Genomic DNA, 19,320 nt, shown 5'->3' on the forward strand with positions numbered 1-19,320 from the left:
ACGTACCTGTCCCATACGGCTTCCTTCCATTCCAACGAAAGGATCGCACCATCAAACCGTGGGATCAAACACCTAGGTAGCGGCAGTTGAACAGGATGATTGCGGCCGTGACGAGGTTGAGCGCGGCGGCCCGCGTCTGCTGGTTCTCGTGGCCACGGTCGCGGAAGCGCCCGAGCCGGTGGAATGCGACGGCGCGCGCGAGCGTGTTGCGCGCCTCGCCCTTGTTGAGCTCGGCGGTGACCTGTCGCCGCAGGGCCGGGTCTTCGAACCAGCGCAGCGTGAACAGCGTGCGTTCAACGCGGCCGATTTCGCGCAGCGCGGCCGCCAGCGCGTTCTGCTGCCGGAACGCGGACAGCTTTCGCAGAATGAGCGATGGCGTGACTGTCCTGTTGCGCATCGCTTCGATCAGCAGGCTGATGTCGTCCCAGTGCTCGCGGATGAGGGCGGCGTTGAGCCGGTGCCCGAACAGCGGTGCAAGGCGGCCGTAGCGAGCACGCGGCTCGAACGCGTAGAGGCGACGATCGGACAGGCGCGGGATGCGCGGCTCGAAATTGAGACCGAGCAGGTGCATGGTTGCGAACACGATGTCGGAAACGCCGCCGCCGTCAGTATGGAGCGCCTCGATGCTCGCGCCGCTTTCGTGGCCGAGGATGCCGTCGAGCGCGTGGATGGCTTCGCCCGCCGTCCCCGCGATCACGGTCTGGTGCAGCGGCGCGTAGCGGTCGGTGATCGTCGTGTAGATCTTGACGATCGGGTCTCGCCCGTAGTGCGCATTGACGCTGCCGCCGCCGTCGCCGGGGCCACCAAGGTAGAAATGTTGGCCGTCGGCCGAGGCGCGCCAGCCTTCGCCGAACCAGGCCGCAACCGGTTCGGCGTGGATCGCGTCGGTCAGGCAGGCGAGCGCGGCCCGGAATGTGTCTTCGCGCATATGCCAGGTCTGCATCCGCAACAGGGCTCGACGCGGCGCGACGCCGCAGATGTCAGCCATCCTCGTGAGACCGAGGTTGGTCGCCTCGGCGATCAGTACGGCCAGGAATGTGCGCTCGTCAGAAGGCGGCAACCCTGATGAGACATGGCCGAAGTGATCGACAAAGCCGGTCCAGCGCGCGACCTGCGAGAGGACGTCAGTGATGCGGATCGTCGGAAGCGAGCCATACATGCGCGCCCCAAGTGCGCGCCCCGACTCTTCGTCGCCATCGTCGGCCTTCGGTCCCTTGGGAAAGCGGAGCTTGTCGCCAGCGAACAGTAACGGGTCCTTGCCCAAAAGACCGCGAGCGGTCGCCAGCAGCGCGCCGTCGAGTTCGACCGCCTTCTTCGCGAGCCACTCGTCCGCGCTGAGGGTCGGCAACGCGGCAATCGTGGACGGCGCAACGATCGAGGCTGGCGACGGAGGTGTGACAAGGTCTTCGAGCGAGCGATGGACACGCGAGGTCGGTACCCACAGGTCGCCCGAGGTCAGCGCGCCCGAGACAGCGAAGTATGTCGCCAGCTCCCAATAGGTCCGGTCGATCTTGCCGCCGGTGACGACATGGCGATGCCAGCGCAGCTCGATATGCCCGAGCGGCACGTCGGTCGGCAGTGCCTTGCGCCAGTCACCCGCAAGGTCGACCAGGACAGCGATCGCGGTGCGAAGCGCCGCCGTCGCCGCACGCCCTTCAAAGGTGAAGCTGCGCAGGAAGCGGTCACCGACCTGCTTGAACACGCGGTATTCGGAAGCGAGTTCGCCGAGGACGTCGGGCCGCCCCGGTCGCACCGTGCGACGGATAAGCACGGCATCGGCGGCGATGACGTCGAGGTCAGCGACAACCGCGACCGCTGTGGCTATATCGGCGCCGGATCGCGCGGCACTCGTCAGCGCTTCGAGCACCGCCGCGATGCGGGTCAGCCGCTCGCGTCCCTGCTCGTCGGCGACCGCGATCGTCTCCTCGAGCCGCTTGCGCGCGTTGAGGTTGGCCCGTCCGACCAGCGCGCCGAACATGGCGATCGCGGCATCGGTCAGCGTGGCCTCGAGTTCGCGCAGCGTCGCGACGAGCGTCGTGTATCGGCGCGCCGACCCCATTTGCTGCAGCGCCTGGGCGGTATGCCGCGCACCCTCGCGCGCCATGAGCGCCAAGCGGGCATGGTAGCTCGCCGGCGCTTCGATGCGAGCGTATCCCGTCGCGCGCAACAGATCGATCTTGTCGAGGATCTCGAGCAGGCTGCGTCCGCCGACACGCGCGGGCGGCCCGCGCAACCAGCTGAGCCGACTTTGCTGCACGTGCGTCTTCTCCGAGAGTAGCATATCGAGCGCAGCTCGCTGCTCCTCGCTGATCATGGCGTAGACGTCGCCCGTCACGCGCGTGTCGGCCGCGTGCATTGCCTCGCCCGCCATGCGCTCGACCACGGTGACGCCGGCAACGATAATACGGTGCTGGCGCATGCGGTTCAGCAGCCGCTCGATCAGCAGCTTGCCGTCGGTCAGTGCGATCGCTTCGTCCGCGAGCCATCCCTCCAGTTCGCGGCGTGCGGGTCGCGTTAGGTCGGTGAAGCCAAAGCGGCGCTTGATCGCCGCCAGCTGCTCATACCGGGTCTGTGTCCGCCGTGCGAAGGACGTGATCGCGGCGGCATCGACGCCGACCTGCTCGGCTACATGGTCGAGCATGATGGCCGGTAGCCGCTCGCCCCTCCGCAGATGCCGTCCCGGGTAGCGGAGGCACGCGAGCTGGAGCGCATAGCCGAGCCGGGTCTCCGGCGTCCGCGCTTCGGCGATGGCGGCAAGGTCGTCGGCGTCGAAGTTGTGGTGCCGGACCACCTCGTCCTCGGTCTCGGGCAAGGCGAGCAGTGCGCTACGCTGCCGTTCGGTCATCGGTATGCGCGCAGGCATTGCTGAACCTCTCAAAAACTACTTGCCATTGGCGTCCGTTTTGAAAGAGGATATTGCAAGACGCAACGTCGCGGTTTTGCGTGAGCCGGCGATCGGCCATGTAAACGTTCGTTTGCGAAAGGAGGATGTTTGAGCGCCGAGCCGTATCTGATCGGCTATGCCCGGGTGTCGAAGGGCGACGACCAGTCGAACGCCGCGCAGGCGCGCGCGCTCAAGGCGGCGGGTTGTCGGCGCACGTTTGAGGAGACCGCAAGCGGCGGACGCTGGGATCGGCCCAAGCTTCAGGAACTCGTCGGCCAGCTGCGCGACGGCGACGTCGTCGTCGTGTGGAAGCTCGACCGTCTTTCCCGGAGCCTGAAAGACCTGCTGCACCTGATGGAGAAGATCGAGGACGCGGGTGCGGGGTTCCGATCGCTGACCGAAAGCATCGACACGACCACGCCGGCGGGTCGCATGATGATGCAGATGGTCGGCAGCTTCGCCGAGTTCGAGCGTGCGATGATCCGCGAGCGGACATCGGCGGGGCTCGCGCAGGCGCGGATCGAGGGCCGTATCGGCGGGCGCCGCCGCAAGCTCGACGCCAAGAAGCGCCGTGAGATTGCGGACTCGGTGATCTCGGGGCGGAAGTCGGGCGCCGAGATGGCGCGGCTTTACGATGTCAGCGAGCCAACCGTATCGCGCATTGTCGCCGAGCATCGACGCGCGGGTGAAAAAGCCATAAAGACGGGACTAACATGATGGCCTTTCGAGACCATGCAAGTTCGCTCAGAATACTAACGGTGGCACTTGCCGTGCTGGGGATCCCGCCGGGCTGCTCGGACAATCGAGCCAAGGATACAGGCACAAAGCCCGTCGACGAAACCATCGCCAAGACGAACTGGGAACTTGTTGCGCTTGACGGCGCGCAGGTGCCGACGACGAAGCCCGCAGCAGCGACCATATCGTTCGGACGCGATGGCTCGATCGGCGGCACGGCAGCGTGCAACGAGGGCGGGAGCCCTATGCGATGGCATCAGGGCCGTTTCGCCATCTCTCCAAACGTCAACACTGTGCCGTTGCCCATTTTTACCGCGATGCGATGCCTTGACGACGCTTCCAGCGAGCTTGGTAATCGTTTTTGGAACCGGATGATGACTGCCCAAACTTGGGTGCGCGATGGTCGGACTCTGAAGATTGGCTTCAAGGACGGGAGGACCGCGTCGCTTCGTCTGCTGCCGCCGCCTATCGCTGTGGACGCCCAGTTACCCGCAGGGGATCGACTTGCACTTGTCGGATCTGGCAGTGGCGAGGGGATCAGCGACCGGCAGTTGATCGCAATGTTCGGTCAAGCCTTGGCCCAGGGGGCACCGCTCACCGAAGCGAAGGCGGTTTGCTTGGGATTTCAGGGTGCACAAGACAACGGAATGCGCGACGCTCCTGCCTTCGTAATCAAACTCCTCGCGCCGAGCATCGGATTGCCAGTGCTGCCGGCCTCGGAATGCTCGATGGATACAGTGCCTCGAAATGCTGCAACGCGCGAACAGGCGGTCCTGTATACCGTGAAGGTCGAACACCTCGGCGACGCAATCACCTTCATGGCGACAGCCGTCTTCGGCAATCTCGGAGTCAAAGGCACACAGTATCGACTTCGCTCGCTGCGCGGTGGTGGGTTTGCAGCCGAACCTACCGGACTTACCGTTTTGTCGTAGCGCTGCGCGCCCAAGAGGTGGCCTGCGGCTAATTGGTCAAGCGACGAAGAGTGCCAGCAGTTACGAGAATAGCATCACGGGTGCTGCACGCCTCCGCAACCCCGTCCATCGGATACGTGCCCTGTCGATCGTTAACCCGAGAACCAGCTAGCTCGACTTTAGCGCCGAAGGGGACGACTTCACCATTTGTCAGACGGATGCCGTTCGCGTTGGCAGATACAGCCGTCCCCTTTTCGAAGACCAAGGGGACGGCTTCGGTTTGCATCCGAAGCCGGATGCAGCTGCCGTTTGCTTCCAAAATGCCCTCAACTCGCGCCATTGGCCCGGCGGATGGCGGCCCGCCGTTGGCGGTTGGCTGCTGGTCGTATTGAAGCAGCATGACTGTCTCGGACGCTCCTTTGCCATGTATGCCTGGATCTGACTCAGTCGCCACTGCAGCACGATTGGGCGCAGAAGTGCCATCGCTGCCTGATGAGCATGCCGATGAAAGCAAAACGACAGCCGCCAATACAGTTCTCATAGCTTCTTCCTAGTAGGCAAGCCGGTAGCCTGCCGCGTATGCGGCGTCAGTGCTGGAGTAGTACAAAACCGAATCCTTGCCGGCGTTGTAGGAATTTTCGCTACAAGCAGTGATGACGCCGAACGCTGTCTGCCAAGCAAACACGGGGCCGCCGCTATCTCCGGGTCCGCAGCGAAGTCCCGTCGTTGGTCCGATGATCGTGGCGTAGTAGCTGGGACCGGTCCCCGGCGAGGCCGTCGGATGGGTATAGTCGATGTATTTCCAGTATACTTCACCACATCCCTGACCGTAGGTCGGGCTCGAGGTCAGGCCGTAAAAGCAGATCCAGCTCCCTTGGGGCGTGCCATCCGTAATCTTGGCTTCGGTAGATGCAAGGGTTCGACGGCCCGTCAACGACCGCGGACTCTCACCCTTATTCCCGATGAACTGCGGCAGCCCGGTCAGGCCAGTTGGAAATCTCAGGAAGAGGAAATCGCGCTTGGAATCGTAGACGACCGAAGACGTGTCGGTGATCAGATTGTAGCGCTTGCCGTCGGTATCGACATACGTGAGCGTGCCTGGCGCCAGCTTCTCACAATGACCGGCCGTTATAATGCCCGGGCGATTGCTTGAATCATACCCGATAAAGCCAGCCGTGCACCGCGCACCTCCGCTTGCGTTCTGAAGCGCTGTCCCACCGCGTGCCGCGGTCGGCCCGACGGGTTTCGCTAGATACTCCACCCTTGTTGGCACCCCCAGCAGGGTGGCGAGCTGGCTTCGAGTTGCTTCTGCAACGGAGTTTTCGGTGCCGACGACCGCAACAACGATCTCTCCAGTCTTCTCATCATATCCGGTTGACTGACTTGCCGGCAGCAATTCCTTGATTTGCCGACCATTACGCTCGATCGCCCTAAGGGCCGCCCTTCGGGTCGAGCGGGCATTTGGCACGAATCTGACAGTCGTCGACACATCGGAGCCGATAACCTGCTCAGCCTGAGCAAGTTCTGCGTCTGTGATGCGCCGGCCCTGACGATCAACCGCCCTCGCGGCTTGTCGCTCAGACCTTCTTGCATCTCGACGCTCTTGCCGGGCATCACGCTTGATCGCGCGACGCTCCAGCCTTCGCTGCTGCCGCGCTTCGGCACCCGTGAGACGAAGGACCAGCCCGAAGTTGTTACTATTGTCGAAGTAAGCGCCGGACAGCTCTTGATTGAACTCCTGTTGAATAGCCTCGATTTGCTCGCTCGTACCTGCCATGATCGTCACGCGCCGCATTGCTTCTTCGAGCGAGACGCCGAAACGCTCGGCATAGGCTTTCCCGTCGAGCACCAAGGCCTCTTCGGCGGTCAAGGACGCGTCTTCGGTTGGTGGCACGCTGGCCTGTTCCGTCGCAGGCGGCTCCTGCGCAATCAACGGCGTCGCGGCAGAAACACAGCTTAGGAGCAGCGTCCCTGCTAACTTGGCAGGGAACGAGCGGGCAGTCCGAAAAGGCAAGGCATGTGTCCTTCGCATGATTTTCAAAATCAACAGGAGAAGCGGGCATTCGTTCCATTGAAGACAGGATCACGTCCAGCCTACCGTGAATCTATGTCCCAATAATGCACTGAGGCCTTTTACATTGTTAAATCAGCCAAGAGCCAAGTAATTCTTTTCTATGTGTTACAATCGTTCGGTTGTTACACCAATCTCAGCCTGTCTCACCCTTGAGCGGCGTGCTTCTTCAACGGTTCAGGCTTCTCACCTTCCGGCAGTAGTTCGTGCAAGCGAGCTTCACCACTTGCGCGCTGAACGGCTTTCCCACGAAAACTGCATTTGGCGGGAGGCCTTCGGGACCGGGCTTAGCCGCACCGGGAGCAACGAGTATTTCAATGTCAGGTCAGCGTTCCGCGGCTTCTCTGGCCAGGTCGAAACCGCCTCGTCCGCCCGGCATCTGCACGTCAGTGAAGAGCAGGGTTATGTCGCCGGCGTGCTGTTCCAGTACGCTCAGAGCCTCATCAACATTCTCTGCTTCGAGAGGACGAAAGCCGGCATCCGACAGGATGTCGCAGGCATACATGCGGATGATCCCGTCGTCATCGACGACGAGCGCGAAAGGAGCATCGAAATCATCAGCCATCCCGAAGTAATGACCGGAGGCAGGCTTTGTTCATCACCCCGCCAACGCGACCAGGCGCACGCAATGAGGGCGGTGATTACGGAGTAACAGGACTTAGTTCGATCTGACGCATCACACGATGAAGATCGAACGGCTTTGGCAGGAACGTCGCCCGCTGGGGCAGGGCTTCCTGCGGCACCGGGGCCTGACCGGACACGATGAATAATAGCGTCGGCGGGAAGCGTTCGCGCACGTAGTGGGCGAGCTTCAGCCCATCCATGCGACCGCTGACGGTCGCGTCGATCAGTACCACCCGTATGTCGGTGCGCTGGTCGAGAACCTCTATTGCCTGATCCGCATCCTCCGCCTCGAACACGCGCCAATCGCGCTCCTCGAAAAAAGCGGTCATGTCGAACCGCACCAGCGCTTCGCCTTCAACAATCAGAATGGTGTTGCTGCCGATCGGCTTGCTCTGTCCCACGCCGTCTACTCGTTCACTGTTGCGGCATCTCCAAGCCGCGCTTCCAATTCAAACACCAAACCCTCCGGCCGGTAGTCGGTTGCGGCTTTGCCGCGGAAATAGGAGCGCAGCGACCGCTCGATCAGAGTCGAGCCGAAGCCCTTGCGCGTCGGGGGCGAAACCGGCGGTCCGCCTTGTTCGCGCCAGGCTATCGACAGGATCGCGTCATTGCCTTCCCCCGTGACACTCCATTCAAGCACTACCGTCCCGGCACCGTTCGCCAACGCCCCGTACTTGGCGGCGTTGGTGGCAAGTTCATGGAGCGCCAGCGCAAAGGCGACCGTCACCTCAGGCTTCAGAGTAACAGCGGGTCCGTCGAGCAGAATGCGCTCGCCGATACTGCCATGTGGCGCCAACGCGCGCGTCGCTACCTCGTGCAGATCGGCCGAACGCCATGAGCTGCCCGTCAGCACGTCGGTTGCTGCTCCAAGCGCCACCAGGCGCGCACCGAGATTCTCGCTGGCCGTTTCGGCGTCAGGCGCGGTGCGCAGCGTCTGCGAGACAACCGACTGGACGACCGCCAGCACGTTCTTGAGGCGGTGCGCCAGCTCGCCGTTCATCAGCCGCATGCCGTCTTCAGCGCGCCGGCGCTCGCGGAAGTCGCGGGTGACGGTGCCGTAGCCGATCAGCGCGCCACTGGCGTCGGTGATCGGGAAGACGGAGTAGAGGACAGGGATTAATTCGCCGGTACGAAAGTGCCGGAAGTACAGCTCGCCCGCCCAATGCCCATCGCGCTCCGCCGCGGGCAGAACCTCGCGCGCGACCGTCTCGACCTGCTCGGGCGGGAAGAAGTCAGCGATCATCAGACGGGTGATGTCGGCATCTTCCAGGCCGACAAGCCGCTTGGCGGCATCGTTCATATAGAACAAGCTGCCGTCCCTTCGTGCCATCCCGACGAAATCGGCGCTGTTCTCCGCCAGCCGGACGAAACGCTCGCGCTCCTCCTCGCTGGCGCGCAGCTCGGTGATATCGCGCGAGACAGACAGGATGCGGTCGGGGTGCCCCTCTGGACCCGCGATCGGACTGACCGCGACGTGCCACCATTTGGGCGTGCCCTGATAAGTGTCGGCCTTGCCGATAAAGCTGTGTGCCTCACCTCTCCCAGCCGCCTCGACCGCCGCCTTCGCTTCCGCGTTGCCGGCATTCTGCCAGAAGTCAGGCCACGGACAGCCGGCTACGTCGTTGAAGTCGCTGATCTCCATGACGCGCTGGCCGCCCTCGCTCATGAAGGTCAGTTTGCCGTCTAGATCGAGCACCTTGATGCAGTCGGTCGAGCTGCCGAGCACGCCGGACAGGAACGCTTCACGCTCGGCCGTTACGACCAACGCCTTTTCACGCTCTTCGCGAAGCCGATCGGCATCGAGAAGCGCCGTGCGCAACGCCTCCACCAGCACGACCAGCCCAAGCGTGGTCAGCAGGAAAATGACGGAAGCGCTCCAATGAACGGGCGTGAGCAGCAGCGGCAGATCGGACCGCGCGACCACCAATCCCGCGCCGAGCGAGGAGATTATGGTGGCCAGGACGCCGGGACCGCGGCCGAGGAACAGCGTGAGCAGCACGACCGCCGGCGTATAGAGGAACCAGGGTGCCGACGATCCGAAGAGGACGACCTGTACGATTGCGACCATTGCGATGACCACAACCGTCAGCCCGTAGCGCAGGGGCTTTGGACGAGGACGTGCGACGGTCAGGTCGCGCAGTCGGTTGAGCAAGGCGGTCGAGATGGACATGGTTCCCCGGCGTGGGGGAGCGCCCCTGCGATCCCGAATATAATGCAGATCGAAAAGAGCGAAAAGCGGCATGCATTGATAAGGGCCGGTGTCACAACCGGACGGGCCTGTTGAAAAATGCCGGACATGCCGGGTTGCTCCTTCGTTTCGCCCCTACTGAAAGGAGCGCCACCATGATGGGACCAGCCTGTCGCGGTGGGCGGGAAGGAGCGTCCCGCCGCACCATAGAAGCCATGTTGCCCGCAGACCACCTGCTGCGTCGCATCGATAGATGTCTCGACACAAGCGAGCTTAAGCAAGCACTGACCGGGCATTACAGCACACGGGGGCGACCATCGATCGACCCCGAACTGCTGATCCGTATGACCTTGATTGCCCGCATCTACGCGATCGCGTCCGAGCGGCGCCTGTGCGAGGAGCTGCGCTACAATCTGGCCTACCGCTGGTTCTGTCCTCTCTCGCCAGCAGATAGGGTTCCGCACCACTCGACGTTCAGCAAGAACCGGCACGGCCGCTTTCGCGACGCCGGCGTGTTCCGGGTCCTGTTCGAGAGCACGGTCCGACACTGCATCAGTGCAGGGCTGGTCGGCGGAAAAGACGCCGCGATCGACGCATCGTTCATAGCCGCTGATGCGAGCTGGCAGCGCAAGACCGTGCCAGGCTACCTGCCGTATGTCGCCAACGCGTCGCGCGCGGTTCGGGAATGGATCAAGGACACAGGCGATGCCGTCTGGGAAATGGCGCGCTCGAAGAGCTGCCAAGGCGTCTCTCGAACGGATCCTGCCGCGGCTTGGTCGGCGCGAACGGTGCGTGGCCGGTTCGGCTACGCCCTCAACGCGCTGGTCGACACCCCGAGTGGCGTTGCCCTTGATGTCGAGGCGACGCCGGCTCGCTTTGCGGAGGAGGTCGATGCCGGCCGCGTCATGCTCGCGAGGTCGGCAGATCGGTTCGACTTCCATCCCACGCGGGTTGCTGCCGATAAGGCCTACGGCAGCGCCGGTTTCCTCGGCTTCGTGCGGGACCACGGCGCAATTCCGCACATCCCGGTGATCGACCGGACGCAGCAGACCGGGGGCAAGCTGCCGCGAACGGCCTTCAGCTATGATCGTGACACCGACACCTTTATCTGTCCGACCGGTAGGCTCCTCCGGCACCACGCATTTCACCTGCCGACCGGCGTACACCGTTATGCTGCCAATGCGCGTGACTGCGAAGCGTGCGTGCTTCAGAAGAAATGCACGACGGCGCGGCGTCGTACCCTGGTCCGACTGGACGATGAGGACGTTCGCGATCTTGCTCGAGCCGAGGTGGAAACCGGGCTTTACAAACGGTCGATGCGGTTGCAGCGCGGGGTCGAACGGTTCTTCGCTGACGCCAAGGGCAAGCATGGCATGAGGCGGCTTCACCTGCGGGGCATACGCGGAGCTGAAGAAGAGTTCCTGATCGGCGCGGCGGTGATAAATCTGATGATCCTGGCGCGGCCCCAGCGGCTGACGGGCAAGCCGCGCCGGGGAGTATGCGTCCCCGCAGCGCTGACGCCGGCTGCGATTTCGGCCCGGTCGATTGAACACGACGTTATCGCCTCTCCTGCTCGACGATATGCCTAATCGCTGAGGCGCGGCGTGATTCATCACGCGGCTTGCAGCCGTTCTTTGCGATACGGCACACCGTCGAGCAGCGCCTGGCCTGGCGCCTTGGGCGTGCCGTCGCCATTCACGTACATATAGAGTGTCGTGGTCGTCATCCCGAGACGGCGCGCCATCTCCGCGGTACCGCCCCCTACCGCATCGGCAACGTTGACTATCCTGCCGGGCGGCATCGATCAATCTTGCGCGAGCGCAGCGAACACATGTCGCATTTGTATAGAGGGAGGGGGATCGTTGCTTTCCTGAAGGGTCAAACCGGACCACAGCGAAAGAAGGATGCGCGCCAGTTGAATGCTCGGTATGACCGGCGTCAGGCCGGTACGCCGTAGCAGATGGGACATTACACCGGCGAAAGCGGACTCGTACGCGATCTTGACCGGTTCGAAGCGAGCACGGAACGCGGCGTTGCGACGTGCGTGAAGGTGAAGTTCGACCACCAGAACCGAATAGCTGGCGTCGACGGACAAGGCATCCAGACTGGCACCGATCGTATCCAGGATGGCTTCCGCCGTTTGATACCGGGTGTCTGCCACCAACATGTCGAACTTTCTTGCGAGGTTCGCCATATGCTCTTCGACCAGCGTGAAGAGAAGATCGTCCTTGCTGGCGAAATACGAATAGAATGCGCCCTGCGAAAAGCCGGCGCGTTCGCAGATGCCTCGAATCGAGGCGGCTGCGACCCCTCCTGCAACGATCAGCCCTATCGCGGCGTCGAGCAGTCGTGTCCGCGTCTCCATGCGCATCTCGGGACGCTTCCTGCGGCGTGGTACCGTCTGCGTCGTCGGTGTCGTCTCATAATCCACCGACACCAGATGCAGCCCGTTGGCGTCAAGGGCAACAGCCACACAGGCATTGCAACTAATATATCGCTTGATATGTTAATGACGTCCGCCTCAATGAAAGCCGTCATCCGTGACCACCCGCCGCCCCATCGCCTATCGCGACGATCTCGAAATCGAGCAGCCCGACGAAGCTGCGCTGACGCGTGAGATCGTGGCTCGAATGGCGGCGACACAGGCTGCTCACGCAGAGCGGCATCATCATGCGCACCGAGACGCACATGCGAAGAGCCATGCGATCCTGAAAGGGCGGATGACAGTCCATCAGGATCTGCCTGCCGAATTGGCGCAGGGCATCTTCGCCCACCCTGGCGAACATGAGATCGTAGCTCGACTGTCATCGGCGCCGGGTGATATTCACAGCGATGCAGTGCCGGCCCCGCGCGGCTTTGCGGTCAAGGTCATCGGCGTTGGGGGCGAGCGCCTGTCACCCACCCTCGGGGGGGCCAATCAGGATTTCCTGATGGTCAATTTTCCAACGCTCGCCTTTGGTACGATCGCCAAATACAAGGTCATGCTGGGTCTGCTTGAAAAGAACGCGGACGCGCCTGAGGCGGCGCAGCGGCTGATCGCCGCTGCCGCGCGTGGCGTGAAGGGCGCTGTGGAGGCGCTAGGCGGCAGCCCTAATGCCACGCTTGACGGACTGGCGCGCGACCATGCGAACATGCTGGGCGAGACATTTTATACGCAGGCGGCAATCCGCTACGGCGATCATGTTGCGAAACTGTCGCTGGCGCCGGTCGGGGGGGTGGCCGAACTGACCGGACGGCAGGTCGAGGCGGGCTTCTCGACCATGCGTGACGCGGTAGTCGACCATTTCCGGCACGCCGGCGCCACCTACGAATTACGCGCGCAGCTATGCGTCGACCCGGATACAATGCCGGTCGAGGACGCGGCGGTCCTGTGGGATCCTGCCCTTTCACCGCATCGCGCGATCGCAACGCTGACCTTCCCTCCCCAGGATGCCTATGCCCCGTCCAGACAGGTGCATGGCGACGACCATCTCGCCTTCAACCCGTGGAACGGGGTCGCGGCGCATCGGCCGCTCGGCGGCATCATGCGAATCCGCAAGGCAGCGTATGAATCGTCCTCCAGCCAGCGGCACAGGCTGAATGCCGTGGCTCGGCGCGAACCACGCTCGCTTGATGAAATTCCGGACTGATCCGAACCAGAAGGAGCCGTTCATGGCCGACAGTAAAGATCCCAGGCTTGATGACGAAACCCGTCTGCAAGAGTTCCGTCGCCTCGCCGCAGAAATCGCCGCCGATGCCCCCACGCTGGCCAGGATCGCGATCGAAGGCTTGATCCGCAACCACAACCCTCTGTTCAAGGGCACCGCCGGGTCGGCGGGCCGGGCCGGCCGGCAATCGGGCAATGTGTCCGAACTGACTGCAATCGCCAAACTCAAGCCTGGCGGCGGCGACCGGCTGCGTCGCATCTTCAACCTGACCGGCGGCAATTTCGACGGCGCCCAGAAAGTTTCGACGCTGCATGACATGCGTTTCGTCCTGTTCGACGACGACACGCGCATCCTGTTCGCTACGGCGTACGACGGTGACTGGGATACCTATATCAACGACTTCGCGACCAAGATCCCTGACCTGATGGATCTCTTGTTCGCCAATGTCGAAGGGTGGCCGGGGATTGCCTCGCCTGACGTGAAGGATTTCATCGCCGATCACCAGATCGACGCGGCCGGTTGGTTCGTCGCCAACCCGCAGGTGACGGTTGTGGACGTGCGGCGGCTGCAGCGGATGGAGACGGCGCTCGATGCCTTCCTCGATACAATGGCCGGCAACACCGCTGTGGACCCCGCGACACGGGACGCGCTGGCCCTGCTGTCCAGGCAGGTGTCGGTGCCGCACGGAGTGGATTACTGATGGGTATCCTCCAGCACCTCAAGGACCGCTTCCGCCCTGACCGCGTGACGCTGCAGCTGGACGACATTCAGGCGTTGATCCTGCGCGCGCGGCCTGAACCGTATGTCGGCATTCACGCAATGCTTCACGTCGACGACGCCGCGGGTAGCCGCGATCTCCTGCGAAGGCTCGCGCCGCATATCCCTGCCGCAGCAGACTGGACCGAAGAGCTGACGGCATGGACCGGCGTGGCGATCAGTCACGCGGGTCTGAAGGCGCTTGGGGTGCCCGAAGGCTCGCTCGCCAGCTTTCCTCTGTCGTTTCGTCAGGGAATGGCGGCGCGCGCCGAGCAGCTGCGTGACGCGGGAGAGAATGCTCCCGAGCAATGGGAGGAGGCGTATCGCGACAATCGCTGCCACATCGCGCTCACCATCTTCGCTTCGGATCAGGCCCGGCTTGACGAAGCCACCGACCGGGCAATGTCCGAATATCATGCATCGAGCGGCGTGACGCTGATCGGAACACATCGTTTCGGAGCCGATGCGGATGCCAAGAACCCGTTCGGCTTTCGTGACTCGGTGTCGCAGCCGACCGTCGCGGGTGCCGGGGTCGATCCACAGCCGGGGCAGGAGCGCGCGATCGCGCCGGGCGAGTTCATCCTGGGCGAGGACAGCGAAACGGGAGCGCCGCTGGAGATACCGCAGCCTGACGCGCTGGGGCGGAACGGTTCCTATGTCGTGCTGCGCAAGTATGACAGTCGACCGGGCGCATTCAACGATTTCGTGCGCGGCCAGGCAAACGATGAGGCGGCGCAGGAGCTGCTGGCCGCCAAGATGTTCGGCCGCTGGCGATCGGGGGCACCGCTGATCCTGTCGCCGACCCGCGACGACGAAGAGCTGGGCGCCGATCCGGCCCGGCGCAACGACTTTGATTTCTCGGGCGACAAGGCGGGAATTGTCTGTCCGCATGGCGCGCACATGCGCCGCCTCAATCCGCGCGGTGAGCGACTGACGATCCTGACCGACGAAAACATCCACCGGATCATCCGCCGCTCTTCCACCTTCGGTCCGAAATGGTCGGCCGACCTGACTGCTGCCGACGATGGCGAGGACGATCGCGGCATCTTCTTCATCTTCATCTCGGCACGTGCGTTCGACACGATCGAGTTTCTGCAGCAGGAATGGATCAATCGCGGTAATTTCATCGACCTGGGGAAGGAGCGTGATCCTGTGGTCGGCCTGCATGAGGAACCCGGACGCTTCACCGTGCCTGCCGAGCCGGTTCGTCGCCGTATAGACGGTGTCACCACGTACAACCGGCTGCGTGGCGGCGAATATATGTTCATGCCTTCGCTCACCGCTTTGCGATGGATCGCGGCAGGATCGTGGAACTGAGATGCCTGACCATGGTCCGGGCCGCTACGTTGAATATCGGCATCCGATCAGGGTCGGTCCGGGAGCGATCGACGATCTCGATCATGTGAACAACGCCATCTATCTCATGTGGATGCAAGAAGCGGTCAACGCCTATTGGCGCAAGACCGCGCCGCCAGAACAGGTAGAGAAGCTCGCCTGGATCGCGCACCGTCATGACGTGGTCTATCACAGGCCCGCCGTGCTGCACGATCTGATCGTCGCCGTAGTGCGCGTCATTGGTCATCAAGGATGTCGTGCCCACTTTGAAACTCGCTTCGAGCGAAACGGCGAAGACGTTGCCATAGTTGAGTCCACGCTGGTGTGCATCGATCGCGGGTCCAGGCAACTTGTGCGTATTCGTCCCGATCTTGCTCAGCATTTCTATCTTCGTGACACTGAAGCAACTACGGCTAGTGGAGCCATGCGATGACCAGACAGATCCTCCGCGCCGTTACGATAGCCGCAATGGCGTTTGTCAGTGGATGTACCACGGTGGAGCGCGTGCCGTTCACCGGGGCGCAAAGTGCCGCGGCCGCTATTGCCGGTGCGCCGGACGTCCGTTTCTGGGCGGATCTGCCGGATGCCGCGCAGCGGATGCGACCCGATGTGCCAGCCGGGCAGCCGGTAACGATGCTGGCCCTTTCGGGTGGTGCTGACGAGGGTGCCTATGGCGCCGGTGTGCTCAACGGCTGGACGCAGAGCGGCACGCGTCCGGAGTTCAGCGTTGTCACCGGGGTCAGCACCGGGGCATTGATCGCTCCCTTTGCCTTTCTGGGCAAGGAAGGCGATGCATCGATCGCCCGGTTTTACACCAGCGTATCCGCAAGGGACATCTTCCATCCCCGCTTCCCACTTGCGATACCGGGATCGACCAGTGTCGCCTCCACCGCACCGCTTGCGAAACTGATCGCACGTGAGGTGACACCGGAACTTGTCGCGCGCATCGCGGAGGAGCAGGCCAAGGGGCGCCGCCTGTTCGTCGCCACCGCCAATCTCGACGCGCAACGCAGCGTGATCTGGGATATGGGGGCAATCGCCGCCAGCATGTTGCCGGACAAGGTCAAGCTGTTCCGGCGGGTATTGCTGGCATCGTCGTCCATTCCTGTGGTGTTTCCCCCGGTGGTGATCGACGCGTCCAGCAACGGGGCGCCCGTACGCGAGCTTCATGCCGATGGCGGGACGACCGCTGGCATCCTCGCAATCCCGCCGCAGCTCGCGGTCAGCGACGCGCCGATCGAGGACGCCGCCCGGCTGCACGTCTACCTGTTGATGAACAGCAGGCTTGGCGGCGATTTTCAGATGGTGACGCCGCGGCTCGTCCCGATCCTGAAGCGCGCCTTCGCGCTCAACCAGCAGGCAGCGCTGCTGACACTGGCGGAAACCAGCTACGTCTACGCGCATCGCCACGGCATCGACTGGAACTTGACGTTCATCGAGAACGACGTCGCACCCAGCGACCGCCTGTTCGAGAAGACCTACATGCGACGCCTGTACGCCTATGGCGTCGAGCGGGGCCGCACTGGTTCGTGGCGCAAGACGCCGCCCACCCCGGCCGATCTTGCCGTCGCGGATCGTCTCGATCATCAATAGAACAGGATCATCGCGGTCGTGGTTCGTCGATTGCCGCGCATGGCCGGGATGACAGAATTGACGATGATCGGGGGCTGGGCAGGGTTCGGGATGGCACGCGCGACGATAATCGCGGCATCGCTGATGCCAATCGCTGCCGGCGCGGCAGCACAGGACGTCGCCATGACGTTCGATGCGGCAAGCCGACGCCTGGAGACGACCTCGCCAGCGCTGGCGGCCGCCGACCACGCAGAAGATGCGGCGCGCGAAACGGCAGCCGCGGTAGCGACGCTCAGGCGTCCGGTCGTTACCGCGTCGGCGCAGTACATTGAATATCAGAAGACGCTGGCGGTCGATCTGACCGGACAGAAAGAGGATGCGCGCGATGCGACGCAGGATTTCCTGTCCGGCATCCCGATGACCGTCCCGCCTGCGTTTCAGCAGATTGCATCCGACATCGTGGGCAGGATCGGGCAGGCTTTGCCCGGCCTGTTTACCGCGATCCCCGACCAGCTGAGCTATCGCTACCGTGACGATGTGTTCCGTCCAACGGTGCAGGGGGTACTGCCGCTCTATTCCGGCGGAGCGATACCTGCGATCCAGCGCGGCGCCCGCGCAGCCGCTGAGATCGCGGCGGCGCGCGCGGCGCAGGGGCGCGACCTCGCGCAGCTCAACCTCATCCGCGTCTATTTTGGCGAACAGGCCGCTGCGGCGCTCGCCGCGTCGGCGCGGGAAAGCCGCGACGCACTCGACCGGCTGCTGTCGGACGTTCGCAAAATGGAGGCCGCGGGGGTCGTTGCTCACGCGCGCACGCTCGAGGCGCAGGTCGCGCGCGACAGCGCCGAGCGAACCTGGCAGCGCGCCGCGATCGCCCACGATGGCGCCCGGGGCGACCTTGCCCGCCTGCTTGAGGTGGACCGGGTACGCCCCACCACCGGTCTCTTTGTCGTCAGTCATCCGCTTGCCCCCGCGGGCAGCTTCACCGGCGGCGAGGCAAGATTACCACAGACGCGGCAGGCCGACGCGGCAGGTGCGGTCGCCCGCGCCGGCGTGGACCTTGCGAGATCGCGCTACCGCCCGCAGGCGTTCGCGTTCGGCGAATACAATCTCAACCGATCGAATGCATTGCCGACCGAGCCTGACTGGGTGGCCGGAGTCGGCGTGCGCTACACATTGCTGTCCAACGTCGATCGTCGCCATGCCCTGAACGCAGCAAAGGCAAACGCCGCGGCCGCCGACGATGCCGCGCGTGAAGCGCGCAAGAGCGCGATTACCGCGACGTTGCGCGCGTGGGATCTGGTCGAATCGGCACGGCGCGCCTTTCTGCTGACCGACAGTTCGCTCGCGGCTGCACAGGAGAATTTGCGAGTGCAGGAGATTGCGTTCCGCGAGGGAGAAGCAACGATGACCGCGGTGCTGGCCGCGGAAGCCGCCCTTGCCACGGCCCGCACGCAGCGGGCGGCGATCGCCTATGAATATGACCTCGCGCTGGCGGCGCTCCTGTCAGCATCGGGCCAACTCGATACGTTCGCGGATCATATCGCCGGCGCCGACATCCATCTGCCCACGGATGCCCGCCCATGACCGATCCGGCAGTCGACGTCGATCCTGCCGCCCCCTCGCGCCGCGCGCGCTGGTTGCTGTGGATCGGCATCGCCGTCGTCGTCGTAATCGTCGGCCTCGGGCTGTGGCTGGCGAGCCGTCCCGCGCCCGAACAATGGCAAGGCGAGGTGGAGGCAGATGAGATCAATGTTGCCACCAAGGCGCTGGCTCGTGTGGAGACGCTGGCGGTGGACGAGGGCGACCGGGTCCGCCGCGGGCAGGTGATGGCGATCCTGTCGGCGCCGGAGATCGATGGTGGTCAGCAGCAGGCGCAGGCGGCGCTCGACAGCGCACGGGCGCTGCAATCGGTTGCGATCGAGGGGGCCAGGGCTGAAGACCTGACCTCGTTGCGTTCCACCTGGCTGGCGGCACAGGCGACGGCCGACCTGGCCGCGGTGTCGAGCCGCCGTGCCGACACGCTTTATGCGCAAGGTGTTATCGCCGCGCAGCGCCGCGACGAGGCTCATGCCGCGCGCGACAGCACCGGCCGTGCGGCGGAGGCGACAAAGGCCCAGTACGACAAGGCACGCGCCGGCATCAGGCCGCAAAATCGCGCGATCGCCGACGCGCAGGTCCGCGCCGCCGGAGCCGCGACCGCGACCGCTGCCGCACTGGAGCGCGAGAAGCGGCTCGTGTCTCCGATCGACGGCGAGGTGTCACGCCGGTTGCTGCGCCCCGGCGAGATCGTGAGCCCGATCCTGCCGGCGTTTCAGGTGATCGACGTCGATCACCCGCACGTTGCTTTGACCGTGCGCGAAGATGCCTATCACGGACTGACGCCCGGTCGCCTTCTCGTCGGCCACGTCCCGGCGCTCGGCCGCGACCTACGGTTCCGGATCAGCCACATTGCGCCGCAGGGCAGTTTCGCGACATGGCGCGCCACGCGCCAGTCGCGCGGCTATGACGTCCGCGCGTTCGAGGTCACGCTGAAACCCGAAGGCGGGGCGCAAGGGTTGCGGCCGGGCATGAGCGTCCTGTTCGAACCACCGGCGTGA

Annotated in this window: 17 protein-coding genes; 10 read left to right on the forward strand and 7 right to left on the reverse strand. The window is 63.9% G+C overall.

The window, feature by feature from the left end; all coding sequences use genetic code 11:
• Nucleotides 1-64: 64 nt before the first annotated feature.
• On the reverse strand, nucleotides 65-2,863 hold the full coding sequence (locus HRV97_RS16370; RefSeq protein WP_281356839.1) for a Tn3 family transposase: 2,799 nt from the start codon (nucleotides 2,861-2,863) through the stop codon (nucleotides 65-67).
• 129 nt (nucleotides 2,864-2,992) lie between these two features.
• On the opposite strand from HRV97_RS16370, the gene HRV97_RS16375 reads away from it, so the two are divergent.
• Both HRV97_RS16375 and HRV97_RS16380 read left to right on the forward strand, forming a co-directional pair.
• Nucleotides 2,993-3,601, forward strand: a complete 609-nt coding sequence (locus HRV97_RS16375; RefSeq protein ID WP_174195212.1) for a recombinase family protein — start codon at nucleotides 2,993-2,995, stop codon at nucleotides 3,599-3,601.
• Nucleotides 3,598-4,551: an META domain-containing protein gene (locus tag HRV97_RS16380; protein WP_079247003.1), complete on the forward strand. Its 954-nt coding sequence runs from the start codon at nucleotides 3,598-3,600 to the stop codon at nucleotides 4,549-4,551. The genes HRV97_RS16375 and HRV97_RS16380 overlap by 4 nt, the downstream gene beginning before the upstream one ends.
• A gap of 529 nt (nucleotides 4,552-5,080) precedes the next feature.
• Here HRV97_RS16380 and HRV97_RS16385 read toward each other — a convergent pair.
• From HRV97_RS16385 to HRV97_RS16400, 4 genes are all read right to left on the reverse strand, one after another.
• Nucleotides 5,081-6,400: a S1 family peptidase gene (locus HRV97_RS16385; RefSeq protein ID WP_174195213.1), complete on the reverse strand. Its 1,320-nt coding sequence runs from the start codon at nucleotides 6,398-6,400 to the stop codon at nucleotides 5,081-5,083.
• A 526-nt stretch (nucleotides 6,401-6,926) separates the two neighbouring features.
• Complete coding sequence (locus HRV97_RS17545) at nucleotides 6,927-7,166, reverse strand: response regulator (RefSeq protein ID WP_241527256.1); 240 nt, start codon at nucleotides 7,164-7,166, stop codon at nucleotides 6,927-6,929.
• Nucleotides 7,167-7,242: 76 nt separating this feature from the next.
• Nucleotides 7,243-7,626, reverse strand: a complete 384-nt coding sequence (locus HRV97_RS16395) for a response regulator (RefSeq protein WP_174195214.1) — start codon at nucleotides 7,624-7,626, stop codon at nucleotides 7,243-7,245.
• 5 nt (nucleotides 7,627-7,631) lie between these two features.
• Nucleotides 7,632-9,395: a PAS domain-containing protein gene (locus tag HRV97_RS16400; protein ID WP_246248819.1), complete on the reverse strand. Its 1,764-nt coding sequence runs from the start codon at nucleotides 9,393-9,395 to the stop codon at nucleotides 7,632-7,634.
• Between the two features lie 233 nt (nucleotides 9,396-9,628).
• Here HRV97_RS16400 and HRV97_RS16405 point away from each other — a divergent pair, with 233 nt between their 5' ends.
• A complete protein-coding gene (locus HRV97_RS16405; RefSeq protein WP_246248820.1) occupies nucleotides 9,629-11,002 on the forward strand; it encodes a transposase in 1,374 nt (457 codons plus the stop codon).
• 215 nt (nucleotides 11,003-11,217) lie between these two features.
• On the opposite strand, the gene HRV97_RS16415 is transcribed toward HRV97_RS16405, so the two are convergent.
• Nucleotides 11,218-11,886, reverse strand: coding sequence for a TetR/AcrR family transcriptional regulator (locus tag HRV97_RS16415; RefSeq protein ID WP_069319931.1), 669 nt, complete (start codon nucleotides 11,884-11,886; stop codon nucleotides 11,218-11,220).
• Between the two features lie 67 nt (nucleotides 11,887-11,953).
• Between HRV97_RS16415 and HRV97_RS16420 the strand changes: the two genes are divergently transcribed.
• From HRV97_RS16420 to HRV97_RS16440, 5 genes are read left to right on the forward strand one after another with little or no spacing between them, the layout of a single operon-like run.
• Nucleotides 11,954-13,042 carry a catalase family protein gene (locus tag HRV97_RS16420; RefSeq protein WP_343044538.1) on the forward strand — a complete coding sequence of 363 codons (1,089 nt, stop codon included), beginning with the start codon at nucleotides 11,954-11,956 and terminating at the stop codon, nucleotides 13,040-13,042.
• A gap of 22 nt (nucleotides 13,043-13,064) precedes the next feature.
• The gene (locus tag HRV97_RS16425; RefSeq protein ID WP_066693438.1) at nucleotides 13,065-13,760 is read left to right on the forward strand and encodes a hypothetical protein; all 696 of its coding nucleotides are present in this window, start codon (nucleotides 13,065-13,067) and stop codon (nucleotides 13,758-13,760) included.
• The gene (locus HRV97_RS16430) at nucleotides 13,760-15,133 is read left to right on the forward strand and encodes a Dyp-type peroxidase (RefSeq protein ID WP_174195215.1); all 1,374 of its coding nucleotides are present in this window, start codon (nucleotides 13,760-13,762) and stop codon (nucleotides 15,131-15,133) included. Before HRV97_RS16425 ends, HRV97_RS16430 begins: the two co-directional genes overlap by 1 nt.
• A 1-nt stretch (nucleotide 15,134) precedes the next feature.
• Entirely contained in the window at nucleotides 15,135-15,584 is a 450-nt protein-coding gene (locus tag HRV97_RS16435; protein ID WP_174195216.1) for an acyl-CoA thioesterase, read from the forward strand.
• Entirely contained in the window at nucleotides 15,581-16,744 is a 1,164-nt protein-coding gene (locus tag HRV97_RS16440; RefSeq protein ID WP_174195217.1) for a patatin-like phospholipase family protein, read from the forward strand. Before HRV97_RS16435 ends, HRV97_RS16440 begins: the two co-directional genes overlap by 4 nt.
• Here HRV97_RS16440 and HRV97_RS16445 read toward each other — a convergent pair.
• Complete coding sequence (locus HRV97_RS16445) at nucleotides 16,738-16,908, reverse strand: hypothetical protein (RefSeq protein ID WP_174195210.1); 171 nt, start codon at nucleotides 16,906-16,908, stop codon at nucleotides 16,738-16,740. The two genes, HRV97_RS16440 and HRV97_RS16445, sit on opposite strands and share 7 nt — an antisense overlap.
• Here HRV97_RS16445 and HRV97_RS16450 point away from each other — a divergent pair.
• Both HRV97_RS16450 and HRV97_RS16455 read left to right on the forward strand, forming a co-directional pair.
• Nucleotides 16,907-18,307 carry a TolC family protein gene (locus HRV97_RS16450; protein WP_246248821.1) on the forward strand — a complete coding sequence of 467 codons (1,401 nt, stop codon included), beginning with the start codon at nucleotides 16,907-16,909 and terminating at the stop codon, nucleotides 18,305-18,307. The two genes, HRV97_RS16445 and HRV97_RS16450, sit on opposite strands and share 2 nt — an antisense overlap.
• A complete protein-coding gene (locus HRV97_RS16455) occupies nucleotides 18,304-19,320 on the forward strand; it encodes an HlyD family secretion protein (RefSeq protein WP_174195218.1) in 1,017 nt (338 codons plus the stop codon). The genes HRV97_RS16450 and HRV97_RS16455 overlap by 4 nt, the downstream gene beginning before the upstream one ends.

This window comes from Sphingomonas hominis, assembly GCF_013328205.1.
Classification (GTDB): Bacteria; Pseudomonadota; Alphaproteobacteria; order Sphingomonadales; family Sphingomonadaceae; genus Sphingomonas; species Sphingomonas hominis.

Excerpts from the sequence above, each read along its gene's own strand:
- HRV97_RS16405 (WP_246248820.1), top strand. The coding sequence starts at position 9,629 with ATGTTGCCCGCAGACCACCTGCTGCGTCGCATCGATAGATGTCTCGAC.
- HRV97_RS16445 (WP_174195210.1), bottom strand. The coding sequence starts at position 16,908 with ATGGCGACGTCCTGTGCTGCCGCGCCGGCAGCGATTGGCATCAGCGAT.
- HRV97_RS16435 (WP_174195216.1), top strand. The coding sequence starts at position 15,135 with ATGCCTGACCATGGTCCGGGCCGCTACGTTGAATATCGGCATCCGATC.
- HRV97_RS16380 (WP_079247003.1), top strand. The coding sequence starts at position 3,598 with ATGATGGCCTTTCGAGACCATGCAAGTTCGCTCAGAATACTAACGGTG.
- HRV97_RS16450 (WP_246248821.1), top strand. The coding sequence starts at position 16,907 with ATGACGTTCGATGCGGCAAGCCGACGCCTGGAGACGACCTCGCCAGCG.
- HRV97_RS16430 (WP_174195215.1), top strand. The coding sequence starts at position 13,760 with ATGGGTATCCTCCAGCACCTCAAGGACCGCTTCCGCCCTGACCGCGTG.
- HRV97_RS16400 (WP_246248819.1), bottom strand. The coding sequence starts at position 9,395 with ATGTCCATCTCGACCGCCTTGCTCAACCGACTGCGCGACCTGACCGTC.
- HRV97_RS16370 (WP_281356839.1), bottom strand. The coding sequence starts at position 2,863 with ATGCCTGCGCGCATACCGATGACCGAACGGCAGCGTAGCGCACTGCTC.
- HRV97_RS16440 (WP_174195217.1), top strand. The coding sequence starts at position 15,581 with ATGACCAGACAGATCCTCCGCGCCGTTACGATAGCCGCAATGGCGTTT.
- HRV97_RS16425 (WP_066693438.1), top strand. The coding sequence starts at position 13,065 with ATGGCCGACAGTAAAGATCCCAGGCTTGATGACGAAACCCGTCTGCAA.
- HRV97_RS17545 (WP_241527256.1), bottom strand. The coding sequence starts at position 7,166 with ATGGCTGATGATTTCGATGCTCCTTTCGCGCTCGTCGTCGATGACGAC.
- HRV97_RS16455 (WP_174195218.1), top strand. The coding sequence starts at position 18,304 with ATGACCGATCCGGCAGTCGACGTCGATCCTGCCGCCCCCTCGCGCCGC.